Here is a 23,355-nt window from a genome sequence, read left to right as displayed (position 1 = left end):
TGTTATTTTCCTGTTTGTAAAGCCTCTTCCAGCATTTGAATCATATAGCTGTAATGCGCTTTTAATTCGCCTTCGGTAGAACCAGCTCTGGTATTAAAATCAGTCAGAAGGTCCTCCTGAAGTGAAAGGCTATGTCCTTTAAGCTCCATCGCCAAATCCTTGTCGTCAACGAGTTGGATAAGCTGATGGACCAGATGTTTCTGCAATTCACGCTCGACCTGGTCTGGAGTGGTTCTGGAATAGATGAGGTCTTCTGTAAGCAAATTCAGAAGTTCCTGAGGGGAAAGTCCGTTTCCAGCCAGGGTCGAATGGGTGTCCCACATCATCGTCAGGCGCTCAGCATCGGTAAGTCGATTGAGCACGCCTTTGTTAATGCTAACCAGAGTTTCCAGTTTGCCGGTTTCGGCAAAGTTAGAAATCAGCTCTTTATCCACCAGCCAGTATTGTGGCGTCCACACATTTTTATTTAGGAAGTCCAAAGCGTTTATTTGGTTGGTTTTATCCACCACCTGATACGGAATACCGTCCTGACCTTTATGCAGCAGGGTTTTATGGACGCCTCCTGCCACGGAAACGACGTGATAGATGTAACGTCTGTACACCCCAAGCATCTCGCCGTAAAGCTCTTCCAGATCTTCAAAATTCTGACCCTCAGGCGTCGTCCAGGCATTGAGGTTGTCGGCGACAATTTTCAAATTGCTCAGCCCATAGGTGCTTGCTTTTACAGAGTTATCGCCGATGTCTTCGGTTTGGGCATCGGGATCGTTTCCTCTTCCACCAAACATGTACAAAGGATTGGTGCTGCGCTCGTCCACAAAGCTTTCCAGAATCTCTTTTTCCTGCTCGGGAGTGCTGTTCGGGAAATACCGGTAACCCCATTCGATGGCATAATCATCGTAAGGCCCCAGTTGTCTGACAAAGCGAATGTTTTCATCTCCGGGTTGTGCGATATAGTTGTAACGGGCATAATCCATGATGGTAGCCGCAATACCCATTTTTTGGGTAAAGCTTCCGGACCTGAGCGAATCGACGGGATAGGCCGAACTGGCTTTCATGTTATGAGGCAAACCCAGGGCGTGACCTACTTCGTGAGAAATGACACGGCGCATCATTTCGCCGATCTCCTCTTCGGGGGTGTCCAGAGTTCTGGCCTTTGGATTGGCAGCGCCGGTTTCCAGTAAATAACGATTACGGTAGGACCTCAAATGGTTGTGATACCAGATGATATCCGACTCGATGATTTCTCCGGTTCGCGGATCGGAGACGCTGGGTCCCGTGGCATTTCGTGTGGTGGAGGCCACATAGCGCACGGTAGAAAACCGCACGTCTTCCGGACTGAAATCCGGATTTTCCTCAGGGGTTGGAGGCATTTTGGCCACAATGGCGTTTTTGAAGCCCGCTTTTTCGAAGGCGGAGTTCCAGTCTTCGATGCCCTGGATAAAATATTTTCTCCATTTTTCGGGAGTGGCAGGGTCCAGGTAGTACACGATAGGTTTTTTAGGCTCGGTAAGCTTGCCCTGGGCGTAGGCCTTTTCGTCTTTGGGTTCCAGTCTCCAGCGGCGCACCAGTCTCACTTCATCCGACTTTAAAGCCTCGGAGCTGTAGTCGTATTTTCGGATACCAAACCAGCCCACACGGGAGTCTTCGTAGCGCACCTGCATTTTATCTTCCGGCAGGGCAATGATGGAGTGGTTGATTTGAAAGGTAAAGGTATTGGTCGAATTCCTGCGGGGAGGCTTAGCCGTTGGGAAGGTAAGCGTATGGGTGATTTCGGTGTTTTCAGGAAAACTTTTCACCGAATTGATACGGCTGCGCTTGTCATCTGCTTTCCCGATTTTATATTCTGATTTTAATCTGTCCGGAATAATGTTGAAGGAGGGTGAATCAGCATTGAAAAACGAGGAGACTTCAATCACGATATCTTTTCCTTTTTCAGATTTGATGGGGAAGGATGCCAAAATCGGGTTGAGGTTATTTTGAGCGACACTCAGGCTGATGGGGTCTTCCTCATCGGCCACATTGGTGGTCAGGACCTGTACCAGATCGATAGACTTGCCTACTTTCACAAAATGAATCATTTGCTCAGACGTCTTGGACCCGGCATTGCGGTAAGCAGAATAGTTAGCCGGCAACTGCTTCAGGCGAGTTACCATCAGTAAATCTTTTTCCAGAACCTCTTCCGGAAATTTGAAGTAGAGTTTATCGTCTTCAAAATAAGTGGTGATGAGCCCTTTGTCTTCAGGCATGTTTTTTAAAACAGAATTCAAATCTTTGGAGGTTTTGTCCTGAGCCATCCCCAGGTGTAAGCTTAGGGCGAAGACAAAAAGAAAAACGTATTTCATGAGTCGAGTTTTTTTTAAGACTAAATATAAGGACAGAAGTTTAATGTAGGGGGTTAGGTATTAGGTTTTAGAGGGTATGAAGGAGTTTGGATTTTTCATTGCGTTGTATCGAAGCCGCAGCATCGGTGAGTGATTTGGTTAGTAGTGAGAGGAAAGTACAAAGTAGTGAGTAGTGAACCAGTCTACCGGTATATCAGTTGACCAGTCATCTATCGTATAATCGAAAAAAAACACCCAACCCTAAAGGGAGCATGTATACTTAAATTTAGCCTTGAGTTTTGTCATGCTGAATTTATTTCAGCATCTTTCTCAGTTAAGCTAGACCCTGAAATATCCCCCAAGCTAGCGCGAGCATCTCCTTCGTGAAAAGTGAAACTTACAGTTGACCAGTCTACCGATTTACAGATGAGTTAAAACAATTCAAAATTAATAAAAGGCCCTTCTATTCTCTTTTCTCTACGTTTTTTCTTTTTTACAACTACTATCTAGAAATAAAACTTTCTCCAAAATACTTCCCATTTCTTTTGGTTTTCCTTAAGAATCTGACTTACATTTGTCTAACCAAACTTGGCAAATACCTTTACGTGAATAGCTCATCCTGCTTCCCTTCCCTTAAAGCTTTATTTTCAAGGCGTAAACGCAGCATCTAGGATCTAGTATTTACGTAGTTGGACCTGTCTAAATTTATAGACCAGTGACCCTGAAAATGGGACTCATTGTGGCGAAGCCGTGCTTTTTAGGCCGTTAGCATTTAGCCGCTAGCTATTAGCTAAAACTCAAAATATGAGAAACTTTAGAAAATGGGATGTATATACTAATGCTAAAAATTACTCTGTAATAATTTATCAGATTACAAAAGAGTTTCCAGAAACTGAAAGGTTTGGTCTAATCAGCCAGGTTAGACAGAAGGAGCTAGTAGGTCATCAGAAAAGGATTTTAAACATTTTCTGACCATGTCTCTAGGGTCTTCCTTTGAAATAGAAGCTTTGTTAGATATTTCGTTAAAATTAGGTTTCATTTCGGACGAAAATTTTAGTGACCTTCTTATTAAAAATGAAATATTACAAAAACAGCTGAATGCCTTTATTTCAAAACTTAATAAATAAAATCAAATACAAAAGCCAAAGGCTAATGGCCAACAGCTAAATGCTATTAGCTATAAATCCAAAGCAGATACTAGTTAACATAACAGTCACCTGGTTACCCAGTATAAAAAACAGCCAAAGGCTAATGGCTAAAAGCCAACAGCTAACAGTACTATAACAATATCTAGTTAAAAAACCATGGAACACGACATCAGACCCTGGGGGGAATATTTTGTATTGGAAGACAAAGCCACCCATAAAGTCAAACGCATTCAAGTCAAGCCGGGAGGCAGGCTTTCCTACCAGTACCACCATAAACGCTCCGAAGTCTGGACCATCGTCAGTGGAGAGGGGCGTATTACGCTGGATGGTAAAGTAAAAGATTATAATCCTGGGGAGGTGATCCAAATCCCTCAGGGCGTGAAGCATCGCATTGAGAATCCTTCTGCTGATGAAGATTGCGTGTTCATTGAAGTCCAGCTAGGGACTTATTTTGGTGAAGACGATATTGTTCGACTAGAAGATGATTATGATAGAAGCTGAATTACTTATAAACTAAGGCAATGACGAAAACTAAGACTAGATTTTGTCAATGTCAAAGTCTTAGTCAAAATCAAATTAATAAAACATATGGACTTAGAAGAATTCAAATCCTTAAAAGATAAAAAAGTACTCGTTACCGGTGCCGCTGGTTTCAACCCGTGAAATAATGGCAAATGGAAGGTTATTATTATGTTTACATATTAGTCAGCGAAAAAGACGAGAAAAAATATACTGGCTATACAGCTAATTTGCCATTAAGATTTGAGGCTCATAATCTTGGTAAAGTAGCCTCCACAAAACACAGAAGACCACTTAAGCTTATTTATTTTGAAGCCTGCTTATCTCAAGAAGATGCTTTAAAGAGAGAAAAATATTTTAAAACTCACTATGGAAAAATGTATTTAGGCAAACGCCTCAAATCTTATTTCACAGGTCAAGAAAAAACATATGAATAAGGAAGAATTTAAAAAGCTAAAAGACAAAAGAGTATTAGTAACTGGAGCTGCCGGGTTCATCGGCAGTAACCTATGTGAAGCCCTGATCCAAATTGGTGCTGATGTTATTGCTTTGGATAATTTTGCTACTGGACATCATCATAATGTTCAGGAGTTTAAAAAAGAAAGTAACTTTACCTTTATAGAAGGGGACATTCGGGATTTAGAAACCTGTCAAAAGGCCTGTCAGGGAGTGGATTTTATCCTGCACCAGGCGGCTTTAGGTTCTGTGCCGCGTTCTATTAAGGATCCTGTCACCTCTAACGAAGTGAATGTGGGTGGCTTTCTCAATATGCTCGTTGCAGCAAAAGATAATAAGGTTAAGCGTTTCGTATTTGCGGCAAGTTCATCCACTTACGGAGATTCAACTAAACTGCCTAAAATCGAACATGAAATAGGTAAACCTTTATCACCCTATGCAATTACCAAATATGTGAATGAATTGTATGCCGATATTTTTGGTAAAACCTATGGACTCAATTGTATAGGCTTACGTTATTTTAATGTCTTTGGGAGACGTCAGGATCCCAAAGGTGCTTACGCCGCGGTCATCCCCAAGTTTGTGATGCAATTCATGGCACATGAATCTCCTGTCATCAACGGAGATGGTACTTACTCACGTGATTTCACCTATATTGACAATGTGATTCAAATGAATTTAAGGGCAATAACCACCACTAACCAGGAGGCCTTAAACGAAGTATACAATACAGCCGTAGGTGATCGCATCACTATCAAAGCTATGGCAGAACTCTTAAGAGAAGAATTAAGCAATTACGATGAGCAAATAGCAGAAGTCGAGATCAAGCATGGACCCAATCGTCAGGGGGATGTACCTCACTCCTTAGCCAGTATTGAAAAAGCACAGAAAAATTTAGGCTATCAGCCCTCCCATGTGTTCGGAGAAGGATTAAAAGAAGCTGTGGACTGGTATTGGAAGAATCTTTAGTTTGGTTGTTTGTAGCAATGACCAAAACAAAGACTAAAACATTGACGATGACAAAGACTATATTTAGTTAAATCTAATTTCATTGCTAGAATCAAAGTCAACGCTCAAAAATAGACAGATTGAGAAATTTTAGAGAATATGATATTTGGATTGATGCAATGCAACTTGTGCAAGATGTATATGATTTAGTAGATAATTTTCCTTCAAATGAAAAGTTTATACTGAGTTCGCAAATTACTAGATCAGCGATTTCTATTCCATCAAACATTGCAGAAGGAGCATCACGAGCCACAGAGAAAGATTTTGCCAGATTCTTAGAAATTGCACTAGGATCAAGCTTTGAACTTGAAACACAATTAAGAATAGCAAGCCAGCGAAACTATTTTACGTCATCTGAGCTTGAATTCTTATTGAATAACATAACCAGCTTACAAAAAAGGATTTTCGCATTGAGAAAAAATGTGCTTAACAAATAAATTTTAAAGATTAATTAAGACCAAGTTTTCGTCTTTGTCTTAGTCAAAGTCAAATTAAATTATGAATACAACCAAACATAAAATAGCAATCATAGGCCTCGGTTACGTCGGTCTGCCTTTAGCCCGATTATTCGCCACAAAATACCCAGTCGTAGGTTTTGATATTAATGTGGAGAGGGTAAAGAAACTACAGGAAGGACACGACGATACGTTGGAAGTAGAGGATGATATCTTGCAACAGGTCCTCAAGCAGGAAAACCCTGTGAAGAACTCCGGATTAGGAAACGGATTGTTTTGCAGTACAGACTTAGCGGATATTAAAGACTGTAACTATTACATCATTACTGTACCAACACCCGTAGATAAAAATAACCGACCTGTATTAATACCTCTTCAAAAAGCAAGTGAAACCGTTGGGAAAGTTTTGAAAAAGGGCGATGTGGTGGTCTATGAAAGCACTGTCTATCCGGGGGCAACCGAAGAAGAATGTATTCCTGTTTTGGAAAACATATCGGGAATGACTTTTAACGAAGATTTCTATGTCGGCTATTCTCCGGAGCGTATCAACCCGGGAGACAAGGAACATACGGTAGAAAAAATATTAAAAGTAACCTCGGGAAGTACACCAGAGATAGGTAAGCAGGTTGATGAGTTGTATGCCACGGTCATTACCGCGGGAACTCACCTGGCACCTACCATCAAGGTGGCAGAAGCAGCCAAAGTGATTGAAAACTCTCAGCGGGATATTAACATCGCTTTCGTTAACGAACTGGCTAAGATTTTTAATATTATGGGGATTGATACACATGCCGTACTGGAAGCTGCCGGAACCAAATGGAACTTTTTACCCTTCAGACCGGGTTTGGTCGGCGGACATTGCATTGGTGTGGATCCTTATTATCTAGCCCAAAAAGCACAGGAGATGGGTTACCATCCGGAAATTATTCTGGCAGGACGCCGTATGAACGACTCTATGGGGCAATACGTATCCAGCCAGGTCATCAAACTGATGCTCAAAAACGACATCAAAATAAAAGGCAGTAAAATTCTGGTCCTGGGCATTACCTTTAAGGAAAACTGTCCGGATGTGCGAAATACTAAAGTCATTGACGTCGTGCGTGACCTGAAAGACTATGAAACCGAAGTAGATGTCTTTGACCCCTGGGCAAATCCAGAAGAAGTAAAAAAAGAATATGGTATTACTTGTCATGCTGAACTCGATTCAGCATCCCACTCTACTTACAACGCCATCGTCTTAGCCGTTGCTCATAAGCAATTCCTAAGCATGGACTTAACCAAATTCAAAACAAAGAACGCAGTAGTTTATGATGTCAAAGGTGTATTGACTGAAGGAGTGGATGCTAATTTGTAATTATTTTAAAAAATAATTTTTAATACAAATTACTACTATTAAATGAAAAAAAACCTCATCATTTTTGGAACCCGACCAGAAGCTATAAAAATGGCGCCTTTGGTTAAAGCTTTTCAGGAACAAACAGAAGAGTTTGAGACGAAAGTTTGCGTGACGGCTCAACATCGTGAAATGTTAGACCAGGTGTTGGAGTTTTTTGAAATCAAGCCCGACTATGATTTGGACCTGATGAAGCCCAATCAAAATCTATATAACCTCACTGCGACCATCATAATTGAAATGAAGGCTGTGCTGGAAGATTTTAAGCCTGATTTTGTATATGTACATGGCGATACCACCACATCTATGGCGGCAGGTTTGGCCTCGTTTTATAGCGGTGCTAAGTTATGCCACGTGGAAGCAGGATTAAGAACGCATAACAAATGGTCTCCTTTCCCGGAAGAAATAAACAGGCAGGTGACCGGACGTATTACCGACTATCACTTTTCACCTACCGAAACCTCTAAAGCCAATTTACTCAAGGAAAACGTTGATGAACAAAACATTCTCGTCACCGGAAATACAGTAGTTGATGCGCTTATGATTAGTTCTGAAAAAGTAAAAAATTACACCTCTGAACACATTGAAACCTTAAAGAAAGATATTGATTTTTCTAAAAAGATTATTTTGATCACTGGTCATCGACGGGAAAATCACGGACAGGGCTTTGAGAATATCTGCAAGGCTTTAAAAGAAATCGCCACAAAAAATAAAGATGTAGAGTTAATCTATCCGGTCCATCTCAATCCAAATGTTCAAAAGCCTGTGTATGAGTATTTGTCGGATATCCGAAATATTCATCTTATCGACCCTATGGCTTATCCGGAATTTGTCTGGCTGATGAACAAAAGCTACATCATCATCACCGACAGCGGTGGCATTCAGGAAGAAGCCCCAAGTTTAGGTAAGCCTGTCCTGGTGATGAGAGATACGACGGAAAGACCAGAAGCTGTTGAAGCAGGTACCGTAATTCTTGTAGGAACAGATACTGATAAAATCATCACTGAAACCCAAAAGCTGTTAGAAGATACGTCGCATTACCAACGCATGAGCAGATTGCACAATCCTTATGGCGATGGTAAGGCTTGCGACAAGATTATAGACTACATCAAAGCAATTGAGCTAGAAGCGAATGCTCTTGAAATTGCCAACAATTAATAATAAACTATGAAAGTAACTACCATCGGTCTGGGCTATATCGGTCTTCCAACATCAGCGTTAATCGCCCAAAATAAAATTCAGGTATGTGGTGTGGATGTTAATCCTAATGTTGTTGAGACCATCAATAAAGGTGAAATCCATATCATAGAACCAGATTTGGATAAGGCTGTAGCTTCTTCAGTGAAGGATAAGTTCCTAAAAGCCTATACAGAGCCTCAGGAAGCAGAAGTGTATCTTGTTGTCGTGCCGACACCTTTTAAAGGAAACCACGAACCGGATATATCTTATGTAGAAGCTGCTACCAATGGCATCATACCACTTCTTAAAGAAGACGATTTATACATCATAGAGTCTACTTCGCCAGTAGGAACTACAGAAAAAATGGCTAAACTCATCTATAACCAAAGACCAGAATTAAAAGGAAAATTACATATTGCCTACTGCCCGGAACGGGTACTCCCTGGAAATGTGATGTATGAACTGGTTCATAACGATAGAGTGATTGGGGGAGTTGATGAACAAAGCACCCAAAAAGCCATTGATTTTTATAGGCTTTTTGTGAAGGGAGAGTTGCATGCCACCAATGCGAGGACAGCAGAAATGTGTAAGCTGACTGAAAACTCGAGTCGCGATGTGCAAATTGCATTTGCAAATGAGTTATCTCTGATATGTGACAAAGCAGATATTGATGTGTGGGAACTTATTAAATTAGCAAACAAGCACCCACGTGTAAATATTCTTCAACCTGGCTGTGGTGTAGGAGGGCATTGTATTGCGGTAGATCCTTATTTCATCACTTCAGAATTTCCCATGGAATCTCAAATTATTGGTAAAGCCCGGGAGATCAATAATTATAAAAGCTTCTGGTGTGCCGAGCAGGTTAAAAAAGCAAAACACGACTTTAAACTGAAGTACGGTAGAGCCCCATCTATAGCCTTGATGGGGCTGGCCTTTAAGCCTAATATAGACGACCTTAGAGAATCCCCGGCTAAATATATCGCTCAGAAAATTATGCAGGACGCCCATGATGAAAAATACTTTATTGTAGAACCCAATATAAAAGACCATCAGGTCTTTAAAATCACCCCTTACCAGGAAGCGGTTAAAGAAGCAGATATTATCGCCTTTTTAGTGGCGCATAAAGAATTTAAAAACTTACAACTTTCAGAAGACAAAGTCATTTTGGATTTTGCGGGAGTTAGGAAATAAAAAAATTACAATTAAACCATTTGATACAGAATGAACATTTTACACCTTATAGGAAGAAATAAAGAACTATTCACTAATGATATTAAACACCATGAAGTAGAACTAAAGAGAATAGTTTCTTCTTCAAGATTTTTAGTTTTAGGAGGAGCAGGAACTATTGGTAAAGCTACGACCAAAGAAATTTTTAAACGAAATCCGAAGAAGTTACACGTGGTGGACATCAGTGAAAACAATATGGTTGAGCTAGTAAGAGATATAAGGAGTTCTTTAGGCTATATTGATGGAGACTTTCAGACCTTTGCTTTAGATATCGGCTCAGTAGAATATGATGCTTTTTGGCAAGCTGATGGTAATTATGATTATGTTTTGAATCTCTCTGCTTTAAAACATGTGAGAAGTGAAAAAGATCCTTACACTTTAATGCGAATGATTAACGTTAATGTGTTTAACACAGACAAAACTTTAAAACAAGCAATTGATAAAGGTGTAAAAAAGTATTTCTGCGTTTCAACAGATAAAGCGGCTAATCCCGTGAATATGATGGGAGCTTCTAAACGCATTATGGAAATGTTCTTAATGCGAAGAAGCATAGACATCAAGATTTCAACGGCACGTTTTGCTAATGTGGCATTTTCTGATGGTTCATTATTACATGGTTTTAATCAACGTATTGAGAAAAAACAACCCATTGTTGCGCCAAAAGATATCAAACGTTATTTCGTGATACCAAAAGAGTCAGGTGAGTTGTGTTTAATGTCCTGTATTTTTGGAGAAAATAGAGACATATTCTTTCCTAAGCTCAGCGAGAATTTACATCTAATTACCTTTGCTGAAATTGCTGAAAAATACTTATTGGAGTTAGGTTATGAATCTCACCTTTGCGAAAATGAAGATGAAGCTAGAACCTTAGTAAACAGATTACCATATGAAGGGAAATGGCCGTGTTTATTTGTCAATAGTGATACCACAGGCGAAAAAGATTTTGAAGAGTTTTATATGGATAATGAAGTCTTAGATATGCAGCGTTTTGATAATCTAGGAGTGATTAAAAACGAACTAAACACTGAAGATAAAAAATTACAACTTTTCGAATCCTCCATTAAGGAAATGATGACCTCCAAAAAATGGAATAAAGAGCAAATAGTTAAGCTTTTTAATCAAATGATACCTAACTTCGGACATAAAGAAACCGGAAAGTATTTAGATGGGAAAATGTAAAAGCGCTTCGCGGTTTATTGCTACGCTGTTTATTTCTCGCTGAGCCCGTGGTTTATTAAAGTTTATATCTAATAGCTGAATAAATGAAAAAGTTTAGTTTTGAAAGTTTAGAAGTTTGGAATGATGTAAAGCTTTTGACTAAAGACATTTATATTATAACTAAATCATTTCCAGAAGAAGAAAAATACGTATTGGTTAGTCAGCTTAGAAGAGCAATAATATCGGTTTCTTCAAATATAGCCGAAGGGTCTTCAAGAATGTCCAAAAAAGATCAGGCTCATTTCTATCATATAGCTTTTAGTAGTTTAATGGAGGTTCTAAGTCAGTTACTAATTTCAGTTGAATTAGAATATGTTAGAGAATCAGATGTGGAGAAACTGCGAGAAAAGATTTCAAATATCGGTTATAAAATCAATTCACTCAGAAGAGCTGCTCTAAACCGATAAACACCCAAATAAATAAACAATATAAACCCCATAAACCAACCAAACAACTTGCAACAAAAAATCCAACATACCATCAACTTCATCAGGGAGTATTACCAAACAGAAGAGTTTATACCTTTACATGCTCCTGTATTTGATGGAAACGAAAAAGACTATTTAAACGAGTGTATCGACTCTACGTTTGTATCGAGTATTGGTAAATTTGTCGATGAGTTTGAATTGAAGTTAGCTGAGTATATTGGTGTCAAAAGAGCAGTTGTTTGCGTTAATGGGACGAATGCCATTCATCTGTGCTTGAAGTTAGTGGGGGTGGAAGCTAAGGATGAAGTCATCACTCAGCCTTTGACTTTTATTGCAACGACTAATGCTATAGCTTATGCTAATGCTATACCGGTTTTTGTCGATGTAGATAAGGACACGATGGGCTTATCACCAAAATCGATGCTTGATTTTTTAGAGCAAAACGCAGAAATGAAAAACAAAACCTGTTACAACAAAAAAACAGGCCGACGGATTAAGGCCTGCCTGCCAATGCATACCTTTGGACATGCCTGTAGAATTGAAGAAATTAAACAAATATGTAAAGAATACCATATAGAATTGGTGGAAGATGCCGCTGAAGCTATGGGCAGCAGGTATAAAGGCAAACATTTAGGAAGTTTTGGAAAATTAGGAGCGATAAGTTTTAATGGTAATAAAATCATGACCACTGGCGGAGGCGGAGTAATAGTTACTGAGAATGAAGAACTTGCCAAACGAGCCAAGCACCTCAGTACACAAGCAAAAACACCACATGCCTGGGAATACCATCATGATGAAATCGGCTATAATTATAGAATGCCAAATTTAAACGCTGCCTTAGGCTTAGCACAACTAGAACAACTCGACCAATCCCTGGAGAAAAAGAGAAATTTAGCCCAAAAATATAAAGCATTTTTTGGCCAACACGGTATAACAACCTTTGAAGAAAGAACCGATGAGCAATCCAATTATTGGTTAAATACTGTTATTTTAGAGTCTTTAGAAGAACGAAACCTTTTTCTAAAAGAAATGAATGACGCAGGAGTCATGACAAGACCCATTTGGCAATTGATGACGAAATTGTCTATGTTTCAGGATTGCCCTAAAGCTAATCTTGAAAATGCAGAATTTTTAGAAGACAGAGTAATAAACTTACCGAGCAGTGTTAAATAAAAAAGCTGTACTTGTCGGATATTCAGGACATGCCTTAGTGGTTGGAGATACGGCTATCTTGTCCGGTATTGATTTGAGTTATTATACAGATAAAAGGGAAAATACTAATAATGTGTTTAATCTGGAATATCTTGGTTTTGAAGGTGATGTTTATTATAGACATTGGTCAAAAAACTATTCTTATATTTTAGGTATAGGAGATAACTCGATTAGAGAAAAAACAGCACAAATTTTACTAAAAAACCAACAGGAAATTTTGAACATACACCATAAATCTGCGAGCATTTCAAAACTTGCAAAATTAGGTAAAGGATGTTTTGTTGGAAGTCATGTCAGTTTGAATGCTTTAGCAAGTATTGGAGACTTTTGTGTATTAAACACAGGATGCATTATAGAGCATGAATGTAATATTCAACAATCCTCACATATTGCACCAGGAGCGGTTTTAGCCGGTAATGTAAGTGTAGGGTGCCGTACATTTGTGGGTGCAAATTCAGTCATTAAGCAAGGTGTAAAAATTGGAGATGATGTTATTATAGGTGCTGGATCTGTAGTTATAAATGATATTCCAGACCATACAACAGTTGTCGGTAATCCCACAAAAGAAATAAATAAGTAGTCAATGCAAAAAACATTAATTATAGCAGAAGCTGGAGTAAATCATAACGGCAGTATGGAAACCGCAAAGCAGCTGATAGATGCGGCTGCCAGTGCTCATGTAGATTACGTAAAGTTTCAAACCTTTAAAGCAGATAAAATAGTTACTAAATCTGCTAAGCGAGCTTCTTACCAGAATACTAATACAAAGAATGCAGATTCTCAATTTGAAATGCTCAAAAAACTGGAGCTGTCTGAAGAGATGCATCGAGAATTAATTAAATATTGCGAATCAAAAGGCATTAAGTTTTTATCCACGGCATTTGATTTGGAAAGCATGGATTTTCTTAAAAGTCTAGGAATCAACTTAGCTAAAATCCCATCAGGTGAAATCACTAACTTACCCTATCTCAAGAAAATAGCGAAACTCTTCCCTGAAATTATTATGTCCACGGGAATGGCTGATATCGAAGAAATTAAAGCCGCTTATCAGGTTTTGATCGATTATGGAGCCCAATCTAAATCCATCACTATATTACACTGTAATACAGAGTATCCCACCCCTATGGAAGATGTGAATCTTAAAGCTATGATTCACATCCAGAATGAATTAAAAACTTCTGTTGGTTATTCAGACCATACGCTAGGAATTGAAGTTCCTATAGCAGCGGTGGCGCTTGGAGCAAAAGTCATTGAAAAGCATTTTACTTTAGACAGAAGTTTGCCAGGCCCAGATCATGCGGCTTCTTTAGAACCTTCTGAACTAAAAGCGATGGTAGATGCTATACGAAATACAGAAAAAGCGGTAGGTGGAAATGGAATCAAAAAAACCTCCAAATCTGAAGCCAAAAATAAAGCGATTGCTCGCAAAAGCCTTATAGCAGCAAAACATATCAAAAAAGGAGAAAAGTTCACAGAAGGAAATATCACTATAAAGCGACCTGGTGCTGGCATTTCCCCAATGAGATACGATGAAGCCATAGGAACAAAAGCTGCAAAAGACTTTAATGAAGATGATTTAATAGAGTTGTAATGAAGAAAATCTGTATAATTACAGGAACACGTGCTGAATATGGATTGCTTAAACCCTTAATGCGAGAGCTTAAACAATCTTCTTATTTCAAATTACAAATCATTGCAACAGCAGCACATTTATCTCCTGAATTTGATAACACCTATCAACAAATTGAAAACGATGGATATCTGATTGATGAAAAGGTGGAAATGCTTTTGTCTGCAGATACGGGAACTTCAATTGCAAAATCAATGGGAGTAGGTATGATAGGTTATGCAGATGTCTTAAATCGACTACAGCCTGACGCGCTAGTTATCCTGGGTGACCGCTATGAAATGTTGGCTGTGGCTTTAACAGCTTCGGTACTTAAAATACCCATCATTCATCTTCATGGGGGCGAAATTACCGAAGGTGCTTATGATGATGCCTTTAGACATGCCGTCACCAAATTAAGCCATTTGCATTTTACATCAACTGAAACACATCGAAAACGAGTCATACAAATGGGTGAAAAGCCCGGTAATGTTTATAATGTAGGGGCTATTGGTATTGATAACATCAAACAATTGAATTTGCTTAATAAAGAGGAATTAGAAAGCGAATTAAAACTCAAATTTTTAAAATACAATTATCAAATTACTTTTCACCCGGAAACTCTATCAGATGTTTCAGCTAAAGAACAATTTGGAGTTTTGCTGGAAGCTATTGAAAAAGATAAAGAAAGTTTTTTTGTATTTACAAAAGCCAATGCAGATACAGATGGCAGAATCATAAATCAAATGATAAACACATTTGTAGAAGAACATCCGGAAAATGCTAAAGCATTTTCTTCTCTGGGTTCTCTTAGGTTTTTATCAGTGTTAAAAATCAGTCACGGTATTATTGGAAATAGTTCAAGCGGTATTCTTGAAGCACCCTCCTTAGGTATTCCAACTATTAATATTGGCGATAGGCAAAAAGGAAGAACTCAGGCAAAATCTGTTATAAATGTAACTGCTGATTCAGGGGAGATTAGTAAAGCACTCCTGACAACAAAGAATCAAATTTTTATAGAAAGCCTTAATAAAATAAAAAATCCTTATGGTGATGGAAATACAACAGCTAAAATAATGGACATATTAAATCAAACTGATTTTAGCTTGCTAAAGACTAAAAAATTTCATGATTTAAATTGAAAATCTATGGACGAAAGAATTACGAAACATACCTTAAATAAAACTTCCAGCGTTCGTGAAGCGCTCATCAAGTTAGACAAATTGGCATTAGATGCTATATTGTTTATTGTCGATAAGCAAAATAAATTGATGGGGTCTTTAACCGATGGAGATTTGAGACGTGGCTTTATCAAAGGCTTTGGTTTTGAAACGCCTATTACAGATTTTATTCAGTCTAATCCTGGTTACGTGGTAGAAGGCAATAAAGTGATGAATGAACTGGAAGACTACAAATCCAAAAATTTTAAAATTGTCCCCGTCGTTAATAAAGACATGCAAGTGGTTGATATCATCAACTTTAGAGACACTTCTACCATCATTCCTGCGGATGCCATCTTAATGGCAGGTGGAAAAGGTACACGCTTAAGGCCCTTAACTGAAAAAACACCTAAACCACTTTTAAAAGTTGGAGGCAAACCCATTATAGAATATAATATTGACCGTCTTGCTGGAGTAGGCATTAAAAACATATACCTAAGTATCAATTACCTTGGGGAACAATTAGAAGCTTATTTTGGTGATGGGTCAGATAGAGGCTTGAATATAAGTTATGTGAGAGAGGATAAACCGCTTGGCACTATCGGATCTGTACTATTGGTAGAAGATTTTAAAAATGATGATATTTTAGTAATAAACAGCGATTTGCTTACCAATATTGACTTTGCTGATTTTTATAAATTATTCAAAGAGGATAACGCTTATATGGCAGTAGCGGCCACACCTTACAATGTAGATGTGCCTTATGCTGTAATGGAAGTCGATGGTGAAAATCAGGTCAAATCTTTAAAAGAAAAACCACGCTACACCTATTTTTCCAATGCTGGCATTTATTTACTCAAAAAAGAAGTGCTCAAAATGATCCCACAGGATACATTTTTTGACATCACTGATTTGATGGATAAAATCTTGGAAATGAACTTAAAATTAGTTACCTATCCCATCAACGGCTATTGGCTGGACATTGGCAAACCTGAAGATTATAAAAAAGCACAGGAAGATATTAAACATATAAAACTTTAAATGAATCAACTTGTAGTTATACCGGCAAGGGGAGGTTCAAAAGGAGTGCCTCGTAAAAACATTAAGCTTCTAGGGGGGAAACCACTTATTCACTGGACGATTGAAGTTGCACGTGAAATTTTTCCTGATGAAGTCATTTGTGTTTCTACGGATGATGAAGAAATTCAAAGTGTAGTAGAACAAACAGGTTTAAAAATTCCTTTTCTTAGACCCGAAGAATTGGCGACTGATATAGCAAGCTCTTATGAAGTTTTGTTACACGCAGTATTTTTTTATGAAAAACGAGGCTACTATCCAGATACGCTGATTTTATTGCAACCCACATCACCCTTCCGTAGTGCAAAACAGATCAAGGAAGCAATTGACTTATATGTTAGAGGAGTTGAAATGATAGTTTCCGTTAAAGAAACCAAAGCCAACCCATACTATGTATTGAGAGAAGAAGATGAAAATGGATTTTTAGTCAAATCCAAGGAATCAGACGCTATACGGCGACAAGATGTACCTAAGGTCTGGGAGCTAAATGGTGCTATTTATGTAATTAATATAAAAGCTTTAAAATCAAAATCTATATCTGATTTTACTAAAGTTAAAAAATACGTAATGGATGAAGTTTCCTCTCATGATATTGACACGATGTTGGATTGGAAAATTGCAAAAACAATACAACAATCTATAAATGGAGTCTAGAGATAGTAAGTATTTTGCTAAAATTTTATTAAACGGTGCATTTATAGTTAGTCTTTTAGAAGGTTCGGCAAAACTTGTAACTTTACTATTATTGCCTGTTTTTTCTAAATACTTAACACCTGAAGATTTTGGTGTTTTTTCATTAGTTGTGGTAATTGTGTCTGTTTTAGGTTTAATATATAATCCGGGCACAACATCAGGAACTACTAGATTGTATCATGACACCACCGATAAAAATGAGCAGAAGGAGTTAATAGGTTCTTTATTTGCTTTTTATATTTTTATTCCATTTGCTTTTTCAATTATTTTAATAATGGTAGGACAGCCATTGTTTAATATATTTTTTAAAAATTTCTCATTTTATCCTTACGGATTAATGGCAATTTTACTTGCTCTACTGATGCAAGCTAAAAATGTTTGGTCAGTTTATTTATTATTAAAATATAAAATTAAATTATTATCGATTTATACTTTTTTATCTGTAATAATAGGACTTGTATTTGCTTATTTACTAGTAGTAGTTTATGAAATGGGAGCATTAGGCAGAGTGTTGGCAATGTTCCCTCCAGCAATATTTTTATTTATAATTTCGCTTTTTACAGTTTATAGATATACTGGAGGAAAATGGAGTATAAAAAACATGCTTTACCAATTTAAATTCGGTGTTCCTCTAATAGGTGCTATATGGTCAACATCGTTACTTCTTATTGTAGATAGATATATGCTTGAAGTAATGACTGATGTAGCAACTGTAGGCATTTATGCATTTGCTTTTCAAATAGGTCAAATACCACAATTTTTTGTATTAGGAATTAAAAAGTTATGGAATCCTATGTTTTATGAAAACATGAATAATAATAATTATAAAATTATTGAGAAACTGATTTTTTTATTTTCTTCTCTTTTAGGCTTAATATGTATATTAATAATTCTTTTCTCAAATGATTTATTTTATTTGCTGATAGACGAACGCTATTACGATTCAATTCCGCTTGTTAATATTATCGTTTTAGGTATCTTTTTCAGTGGTCTATTAATTATACCTAACTCTAAACTTGGTTATTCGAAAAGGTTTGGACTTACTTCTAAAATTGCACTTACAGCTTTTGTTATTAATTTACTTTTGAATATAATTTTAATAAAACATATAGGCGCTATGGGTGCCGCACTTGCTTCGGTAATCGCTTACTTCACTTATTTTTTAATAGCTAGTATAATTGCAGATAAGAGAAGCCAAGTAATTTCGACATTTAAACAATTACTTTTACCGATTTTTTTCATTATCCTGTCTTTAACTTTTTCTTTTTTATATGAAACTAGTAGTTTTTCCCTAATTCATTTGACAATCAAAACCTCAATTATTATTGTTTTCTTATTCCTTGTTTTCAAACAAAGCAAAATAAATTATAAACAGCTAAAAAGTTTTTTTAAAAAATAAAATCATGAGTACAGTATTTATTGAGTATGAAACCAAATCGCGTGAATTTGATGGGAAATTACTTTTAATTTCATATTTACTAGATAAGGGGTTTAAGAAAATATATTTTGGAGCTGGTAGGCCATTAAGAAATGAAGCTTTATTACATGAATCCGGAATTTATTTTTTTAAAAGTTTATCTGTTTCAGAAATAAAACTGTATAAAGAGTTAAAGAAAAGAAATTTTAAATTGGTTTTAATTCACGCTGAAGGAGGCATATATTATAAAGACAATAAAAGTTCTATTGAGAGTGCTTTCAATCCTGAAGTATTAAAATATATGGATTATAATTTTGCATTCGGAAAAGACATTAAACAATCTATTCTTGAAATGCATGGTTATAAATATGACCCTAAAACGATAATATCAGGTGAGCCTAGATTTGATTTGCTAAAATCTAAATATGATTTATTTTTTAAGAAGCAAATACAACAAATAATAAAGAAACAAAGCGATTTTATACTTATAAATACTAGCTTTAGCGCTGCAAACCCGACTGCAGGTAAGGAGTTTCTTAGAAATTACTGGTTAAATGAACCTACTTTTTCCTCTAAAGCTAAAAAATTATTAATGCAGAAAATGATTTTTTTTGAAGAGGTATTACATGAATTTATCGAAGCAATCAAAAAATTGGCTACGGATTTTCCAAATTACAATTTTGTATTAAGACCTCACCCTAGTGAGTCTGAGGAATATTATAATAGATATTTTAAAGACTTTAGAAACATAACAATAACTAAAAAAGATAATGTTGCTTTATGGATAAAGGCTTCTAATGGTGTGATACATTATGATTGTACTACTGGAATAGAAGCTAAACTTGCCGGTAAGCCTGTCATAAGTTACACTCCATTACTTGATGATTCTATTGTAGCTTGGTTGCCAATTTTAGCAAGTGAGAGTGTAAATACCTATGATAAATTAAAAACAAGTGTAGGAAAAATTATTTCAGATGAATATGTATACCAGATTCAACAAGAAGTGTTTGAAAAGTTGAGCGATACTGTCGATAATTTTAATAATGAATCTTCCAAAATCATAGCTTCTGTTTTATATAACCATTATTCAAATAAAAGTAAATCATTTAATACTTTTAAAAGCTATTTGCAAACTTTAGATTATAGTTCTAGAATAAAAGTTAAAGAATTTATTTTATTTTTTAAAAATAAAAAAGAAGTTAATAATCAGAAGTTTGGAAAAGTCAAGAAGGAAGAGATCCAAACTAAACTTAATTGTCTCATTAAAATTAATGATTTTGATTGTGACTTCACCCTAAAAAAACATTCATTGAAATCTGTAATTATAAAAATTGACTAATAGAAGTTAAATGATAGCTATACATCATTCAAGTAATAGTTTTTCCAAACGCTGGATTAAATATTGTGAATTAAATAATGTTGATTATAAAGTTGTCAATGCTTATGATTCAGATATAATTCAACAAGTTATTGATTGTGATGCTTTTTTATGGCATCATAATCATGGGTTATTTAAAGATACATTATGTGCAAAGCAAATCTTATTTGCTTTAGAGCATGCGGGTATTAAAGTTTTTCCTGATTTCAATACTGCCTGGCATTTTGATGATAAGGTGGCACAGAAATATTTACTAGAAGCCATTGATGCGCCACTTGTTAGAAGTTATGTTTTTTATGATAAAAAAGAAGCTCTGGATTGGGCACTAAAAACAACTTATCCTAAAGTTTTTAAGCTTAAAGGAGGCGCTGGTGCCGCCAATGTGAAATTGGTAAGAACTAAATCAGAGTGTATAAAACTCATCAATAAAGCTTTTGGCAAAGGCTTCAAACAATTTGATGGCAAAGCCTATTTTTTAGATACCATCAAAAAACACAAATCCGGTATTAAATCCTTAAAACAAGTGACAAAGGCTTTCGGTAGAATGCTCATTTCAACAAAGTATGCTAAACAGGCGCCAACGGAAAGTGGTTATGCGTATTTTCAAGAATTTATACCCAATAATGATTCAGATGTCAGGATAATTATAATTAAAGATAAAGCTTTTGGACTAAAGCGGATGGTTAGGAAAGGTGATTTTCGCGCGTCAGGAAGTGGTTCGATCATTTATTCAAAAGATGAAATTGATACAAATTGTGTAAAGATTGCATTTCAAGTAAATAAAAAATTAAAAACTCAATGTCTAGCCTTTGATTTTGTGTTCGATAAAAATAAGAAATCTTTGATTGTTGAAATCAGTTTTGGATTCGCTGTTGCAGCTTATGATAATTGTGAAGGTTATTGGACCAAAGATTTAAACTTTCATGAAGGACAATTCAACCCTCAATCCTGGATTATTGAGTCCCTTATAAATTAAAAAAAATAGTTAGTAAAAGTGAAATATATTTCATCTTCAATAATCTTTAAAATCATAATTACTTGTATATTTTGTGTATTTGTTTTCACTTGGAAATCGAGCACAGCGATTGCATTTTCTTTTTTTTTATTTGTATTATTATCTTCAATTTTAATTTCTGTAATTTCTTCCAACAATTCAGAAAAATCTTGCTTGTATAGCTTATTCTTTACTATTACTCCTTTTTACTTGATATATTGTTTGGTTGCCCACCTAGGTTATTTAGGAAATAGTAATTTTTATTTCTATCCAGATCAAGGGTATTTCTATAGCGTTTCAAATAACTTAGGTGAGTTGAATTCCTTTAAGGAAATTATTGAAGCTTGCTTTATAAATAGAGTGCATTTTGAATCAGAAGGAGCGCATTTTCTTTTTGGTTCAATAGCTTTTATTGCTAACAAATATTTTGATGGTAATTCGGTATTATTACAATCGCTATATGTTTCTTTTTTTGCGATACTTTCAAATCTCTTTGTTTTTAAATTGTTAAAAAAATTTTTATTAAAAAGTACGGCAAAGAGATATACGTTAACTTTTGCTTTATTAACGCCTATTCTTTTTTTTTCACCATGGCTATTAAGGGACGTTCATATTACATTTCTTTTTAGTGTTGCAATCTATCTTACCTTCAGGAAGATTAATTTAAAAAATAGCATTTTGTTTTTTGCTGTTTTTACGATAACTTCTCAGTTTAGAATGGAGCATTCTCTAATAATTTTACTTTTTTTTATAATTCATTTATACTATAATCGACAATACAGCAGCTTCGTTAAAAAATATTGGTCAGTATTTATCTTTTTCGGTGTTGGTATCATTACAATTATACTATTTACCCAGTCCAAAAATTTATTTAAAGCTGTAGAAACTTTAGATAGATATGAACTTCATACAGTAAGTGAGCTAAATGACAGTGGTTTAGGCTCAAAACTTTATGATTTACCATTTGGTATCAAGCATTTAGCAATAGCAGTAAATTCGCAGTTAACACCTCTCCCTCCTTGGGCATTAATTAATTTTCATCAAAACATTTTTGTTATTTTGACAGCAACCACTTTAGGGGTAGTAACGATTTATTGGTCTTACATATTTTTATTTTTGCTATATTCATTTACTACTGAAGGAATTATAAGGAAGCTACCGAAAAGTCTTTTTTTATTTTTAATTCTAGTAGTAGCTTTTCTTTTATTAAATTCTACAAACGTTGTTGTGCGAAGGATTATGGTGATTTATCCAGTTATTTTTTTGATTTATGCTTTTGTTAAAGAATATAAGTTAAATGAATATAAAAAATCAATTATTCATCGTAGATCAGTTATCTCTTACATCTTTCTCTTAGTTATCTATATATTATTTAAAGTTTTTTTATGAAAATTCTATGTGTGATAGATAGTCTTGGCTCAGGAGGAGCACAGCGTCAGCTGGTAGAGTTGGCAAAAGGCTTTAAAGAAAAAGGTCATAAAGTTTCTTTTTTGACATATCATAATATTAATTTCTTTAGACCAGAGTTAGAGAAGTATAATATCACAATACACACTATTTTAGAACCCAATTACATTAAACGTTTTTTTAAAGTAAGATCAGCCATTAGAAACCATAAAGCTGATGTAGTTTTGTCATTTCTAGAAGCAGCTAATTTTATAACTACTGTTTCTGGTTTTCCATATAGAAAATGGAAGCTAATTGTAGGAGAACGCAGCGCTAACCCTGCTATTTTAAAATCTTTTAAACTTAGATTTTATCGTTTTTTTCACTTATTTGCAGATTATGTCGTTGCAAACTCTCATAATAACTTAGAGCTTGTTAAAAAAGTTAATCCTTTAATTAAGCACAATAAGGCAAAGGTCATATATAATATCGTTGATAATCAAAAATGGTGTGGCGAAAAAAAGAAAGAAAGAATAAATAGCAGTAAATTAAAAATTACAGTAGCAGCAAGCCATCATATTTATAAAAATGCTATTGGTTTGATTGAGTCCGTAAATTTATTAAGTAATGAAGAAAAGGAAAAGATATCAATTTGCTGGTATGGTGCTAAAAGGGACGTAACTTATTTAAAGGCGATTGAATTAACTGAAAAATATAACTTAAAAAATATTATTGAATTTTTACCTGAAACAAATAAAATAAAAGAGTTTATGTTAAAGTCTGACATAATAGGCTTATTTAGTTTCCATGAGGGTTTTCCAAACGTAATTTGTGAAGCAATGACGTTAGGTAAACCTGTGATTTCTTCTGCGGTTTCTGATTTGCCACTTTTTATTGACAAAGAATATCTTTTTAACCCTTATGATCCAAAAGATATTTCAGAAACTATTTCAAAAATAATTAAAACAGATAAAAAGATTCTTATTGAAACTGGTGAAAGAAATAAAATAAAAGCCTTGAAGCTATTTAATAAAGAACTTGTTACCTCATCCTATTTAAACCTATTTGAATGATAGA

22 protein-coding genes and 1 pseudogene are annotated in these 23,355 nt (G+C 35.6%); 21 read left to right on the top strand and 2 right to left on the bottom strand.

From position 1 onward, the window contains the following. Positions 1–2: 2 nt before the first annotated feature. Positions 3–2,342 carry a zinc-dependent metalloprotease gene (locus G3567_RS01150; protein ID WP_164003337.1) on the bottom strand — a complete coding sequence of 780 codons (2,340 nt, stop codon included), beginning with the start codon at positions 2,340–2,342 and terminating at the stop codon, positions 3–5. A gap of 917 nt (positions 2,343–3,259) precedes the next feature. On the opposite strand from G3567_RS01150, the pseudogene G3567_RS13610 reads away from it, so the two are divergent. The 19 genes and pseudogenes from G3567_RS13610 to G3567_RS01055 all read left to right on the top strand — a co-directional run. After that, a pseudogene (locus G3567_RS13610) lies at positions 3,260–3,448 on the top strand (four helix bundle protein); the annotation flags it as partial. 177 nt (positions 3,449–3,625) lie between these two features. Next, complete coding sequence (locus G3567_RS01140) at positions 3,626–3,970, top strand: phosphomannose isomerase type II C-terminal cupin domain (protein WP_164003336.1); 345 nt, start codon at positions 3,626–3,628, stop codon at positions 3,968–3,970. 173 nt (positions 3,971–4,143) lie between these two features. Continuing rightward, entirely contained in the window at positions 4,144–4,425 is a 282-nt protein-coding gene (locus G3567_RS01135; protein WP_164003335.1) for a GIY-YIG nuclease family protein, read from the top strand. Then, the gene (locus tag G3567_RS01130; protein ID WP_164003334.1) at positions 4,418–5,413 is read left to right on the top strand and encodes an SDR family oxidoreductase; all 996 of its coding nucleotides are present in this window, start codon (positions 4,418–4,420) and stop codon (positions 5,411–5,413) included. The genes G3567_RS01135 and G3567_RS01130 overlap by 8 nt, the downstream gene beginning before the upstream one ends. 119 nt (positions 5,414–5,532) lie before the next feature. Then, positions 5,533–5,889, top strand: a complete 357-nt coding sequence (locus tag G3567_RS01125; protein WP_164003333.1) for a four helix bundle protein — start codon at positions 5,533–5,535, stop codon at positions 5,887–5,889. A 61-nt stretch (positions 5,890–5,950) separates the two neighbouring features. After that, on the top strand, positions 5,951–7,261 hold the full coding sequence (locus G3567_RS01120) for a nucleotide sugar dehydrogenase (protein ID WP_164003332.1): 1,311 nt from the start codon (positions 5,951–5,953) through the stop codon (positions 7,259–7,261). A gap of 42 nt (positions 7,262–7,303) precedes the next feature. After that, positions 7,304–8,458, top strand: a complete 1,155-nt coding sequence (gene wecB / locus G3567_RS01115; protein WP_164003331.1) for a non-hydrolyzing UDP-N-acetylglucosamine 2-epimerase — start codon at positions 7,304–7,306, stop codon at positions 8,456–8,458. A gap of 9 nt (positions 8,459–8,467) precedes the next feature. Continuing rightward, the gene (gene wecC, locus G3567_RS01110) at positions 8,468–9,670 is read left to right on the top strand and encodes a UDP-N-acetyl-D-mannosamine dehydrogenase (protein ID WP_164003330.1); all 1,203 of its coding nucleotides are present in this window, start codon (positions 8,468–8,470) and stop codon (positions 9,668–9,670) included. 30 nt (positions 9,671–9,700) lie between these two features. Further along, on the top strand, positions 9,701–10,888 hold the full coding sequence (locus tag G3567_RS01105; protein WP_164003329.1) for a UDP-N-acetylglucosamine 4,6-dehydratase: 1,188 nt from the start codon (positions 9,701–9,703) through the stop codon (positions 10,886–10,888). Positions 10,889–10,971: 83 nt separating this feature from the next. After that, the gene (locus tag G3567_RS01100; protein WP_164003328.1) at positions 10,972–11,334 is read left to right on the top strand and encodes a four helix bundle protein; all 363 of its coding nucleotides are present in this window, start codon (positions 10,972–10,974) and stop codon (positions 11,332–11,334) included. A 48-nt stretch (positions 11,335–11,382) separates the two neighbouring features. Next, positions 11,383–12,528: a LegC family aminotransferase gene (locus tag G3567_RS01095; RefSeq protein ID WP_205521154.1), complete on the top strand. Its 1,146-nt coding sequence runs from the start codon at positions 11,383–11,385 to the stop codon at positions 12,526–12,528. Then, a complete protein-coding gene (locus G3567_RS01090) occupies positions 12,518–13,147 on the top strand; it encodes an acetyltransferase (protein WP_164003327.1) in 630 nt (209 codons plus the stop codon). Before G3567_RS01095 ends, G3567_RS01090 begins: the two co-directional genes overlap by 11 nt. A 3-nt stretch (positions 13,148–13,150) precedes the next feature. Continuing rightward, entirely contained in the window at positions 13,151–14,158 is a 1,008-nt protein-coding gene (gene neuB / locus G3567_RS01085) for an N-acetylneuraminate synthase (protein ID WP_164003326.1), read from the top strand. Beyond that, entirely contained in the window at positions 14,158–15,315 is a 1,158-nt protein-coding gene (neuC, locus tag G3567_RS01080) for a UDP-N-acetylglucosamine 2-epimerase (protein WP_164003325.1), read from the top strand. Before neuB ends, neuC begins: the two co-directional genes overlap by 1 nt. 6 nt (positions 15,316–15,321) lie before the next feature. Beyond that, positions 15,322–16,374: a nucleotidyltransferase family protein gene (locus G3567_RS01075; RefSeq protein WP_164003324.1), complete on the top strand. Its 1,053-nt coding sequence runs from the start codon at positions 15,322–15,324 to the stop codon at positions 16,372–16,374. Further along, positions 16,375–17,064, top strand: coding sequence for an acylneuraminate cytidylyltransferase family protein (locus G3567_RS01070; protein WP_164003323.1), 690 nt, complete (start codon positions 16,375–16,377; stop codon positions 17,062–17,064). After that, positions 17,054–18,502 (top strand): lipopolysaccharide biosynthesis protein, encoded by a 1,449-nt coding sequence (locus tag G3567_RS01065; RefSeq protein ID WP_164003322.1) that lies wholly within the window; start codon positions 17,054–17,056, stop codon positions 18,500–18,502. The genes G3567_RS01070 and G3567_RS01065 overlap by 11 nt, the downstream gene beginning before the upstream one ends. A 4-nt stretch (positions 18,503–18,506) precedes the next feature. Then, the gene (locus G3567_RS01060; protein WP_164003321.1) at positions 18,507–19,859 is read left to right on the top strand and encodes a surface carbohydrate biosynthesis protein; all 1,353 of its coding nucleotides are present in this window, start codon (positions 18,507–18,509) and stop codon (positions 19,857–19,859) included. Between the two features lie 10 nt (positions 19,860–19,869). After that, positions 19,870–20,874 carry an ATP-binding protein gene (locus tag G3567_RS01055; protein ID WP_164003320.1) on the top strand — a complete coding sequence of 335 codons (1,005 nt, stop codon included), beginning with the start codon at positions 19,870–19,872 and terminating at the stop codon, positions 20,872–20,874. Here the strand turns inward: G3567_RS01055 and G3567_RS01050 are convergent. Further along, positions 20,871–21,047 (bottom strand): hypothetical protein, encoded by a 177-nt coding sequence (locus G3567_RS01050; protein ID WP_164003319.1) that lies wholly within the window; start codon positions 21,045–21,047, stop codon positions 20,871–20,873. The two genes, G3567_RS01055 and G3567_RS01050, sit on opposite strands and share 4 nt — an antisense overlap. Positions 21,048–21,066: 19 nt before the next feature. Between G3567_RS01050 and G3567_RS01045 the strand changes: the two genes are divergently transcribed. After that, positions 21,067–22,281, top strand: coding sequence for a hypothetical protein (locus G3567_RS01045; protein WP_164003318.1), 1,215 nt, complete (start codon positions 21,067–21,069; stop codon positions 22,279–22,281). Then, positions 22,278–23,351: a glycosyltransferase family 4 protein gene (locus G3567_RS01040; RefSeq protein WP_164003317.1), complete on the top strand. Its 1,074-nt coding sequence runs from the start codon at positions 22,278–22,280 to the stop codon at positions 23,349–23,351. Before G3567_RS01045 ends, G3567_RS01040 begins: the two co-directional genes overlap by 4 nt. Positions 23,352–23,355: the final 4 nt, after the last annotated feature.

This window comes from Psychroflexus aurantiacus, assembly GCF_010820555.1.
GTDB lineage: Bacteria > Bacteroidota > Bacteroidia > Flavobacteriales > Flavobacteriaceae > Psychroflexus > Psychroflexus aurantiacus.
The sequence above is the reverse complement of the archived record's forward strand: the minus strand, read 5'-3'. Positions and strand labels throughout refer to the sequence as shown.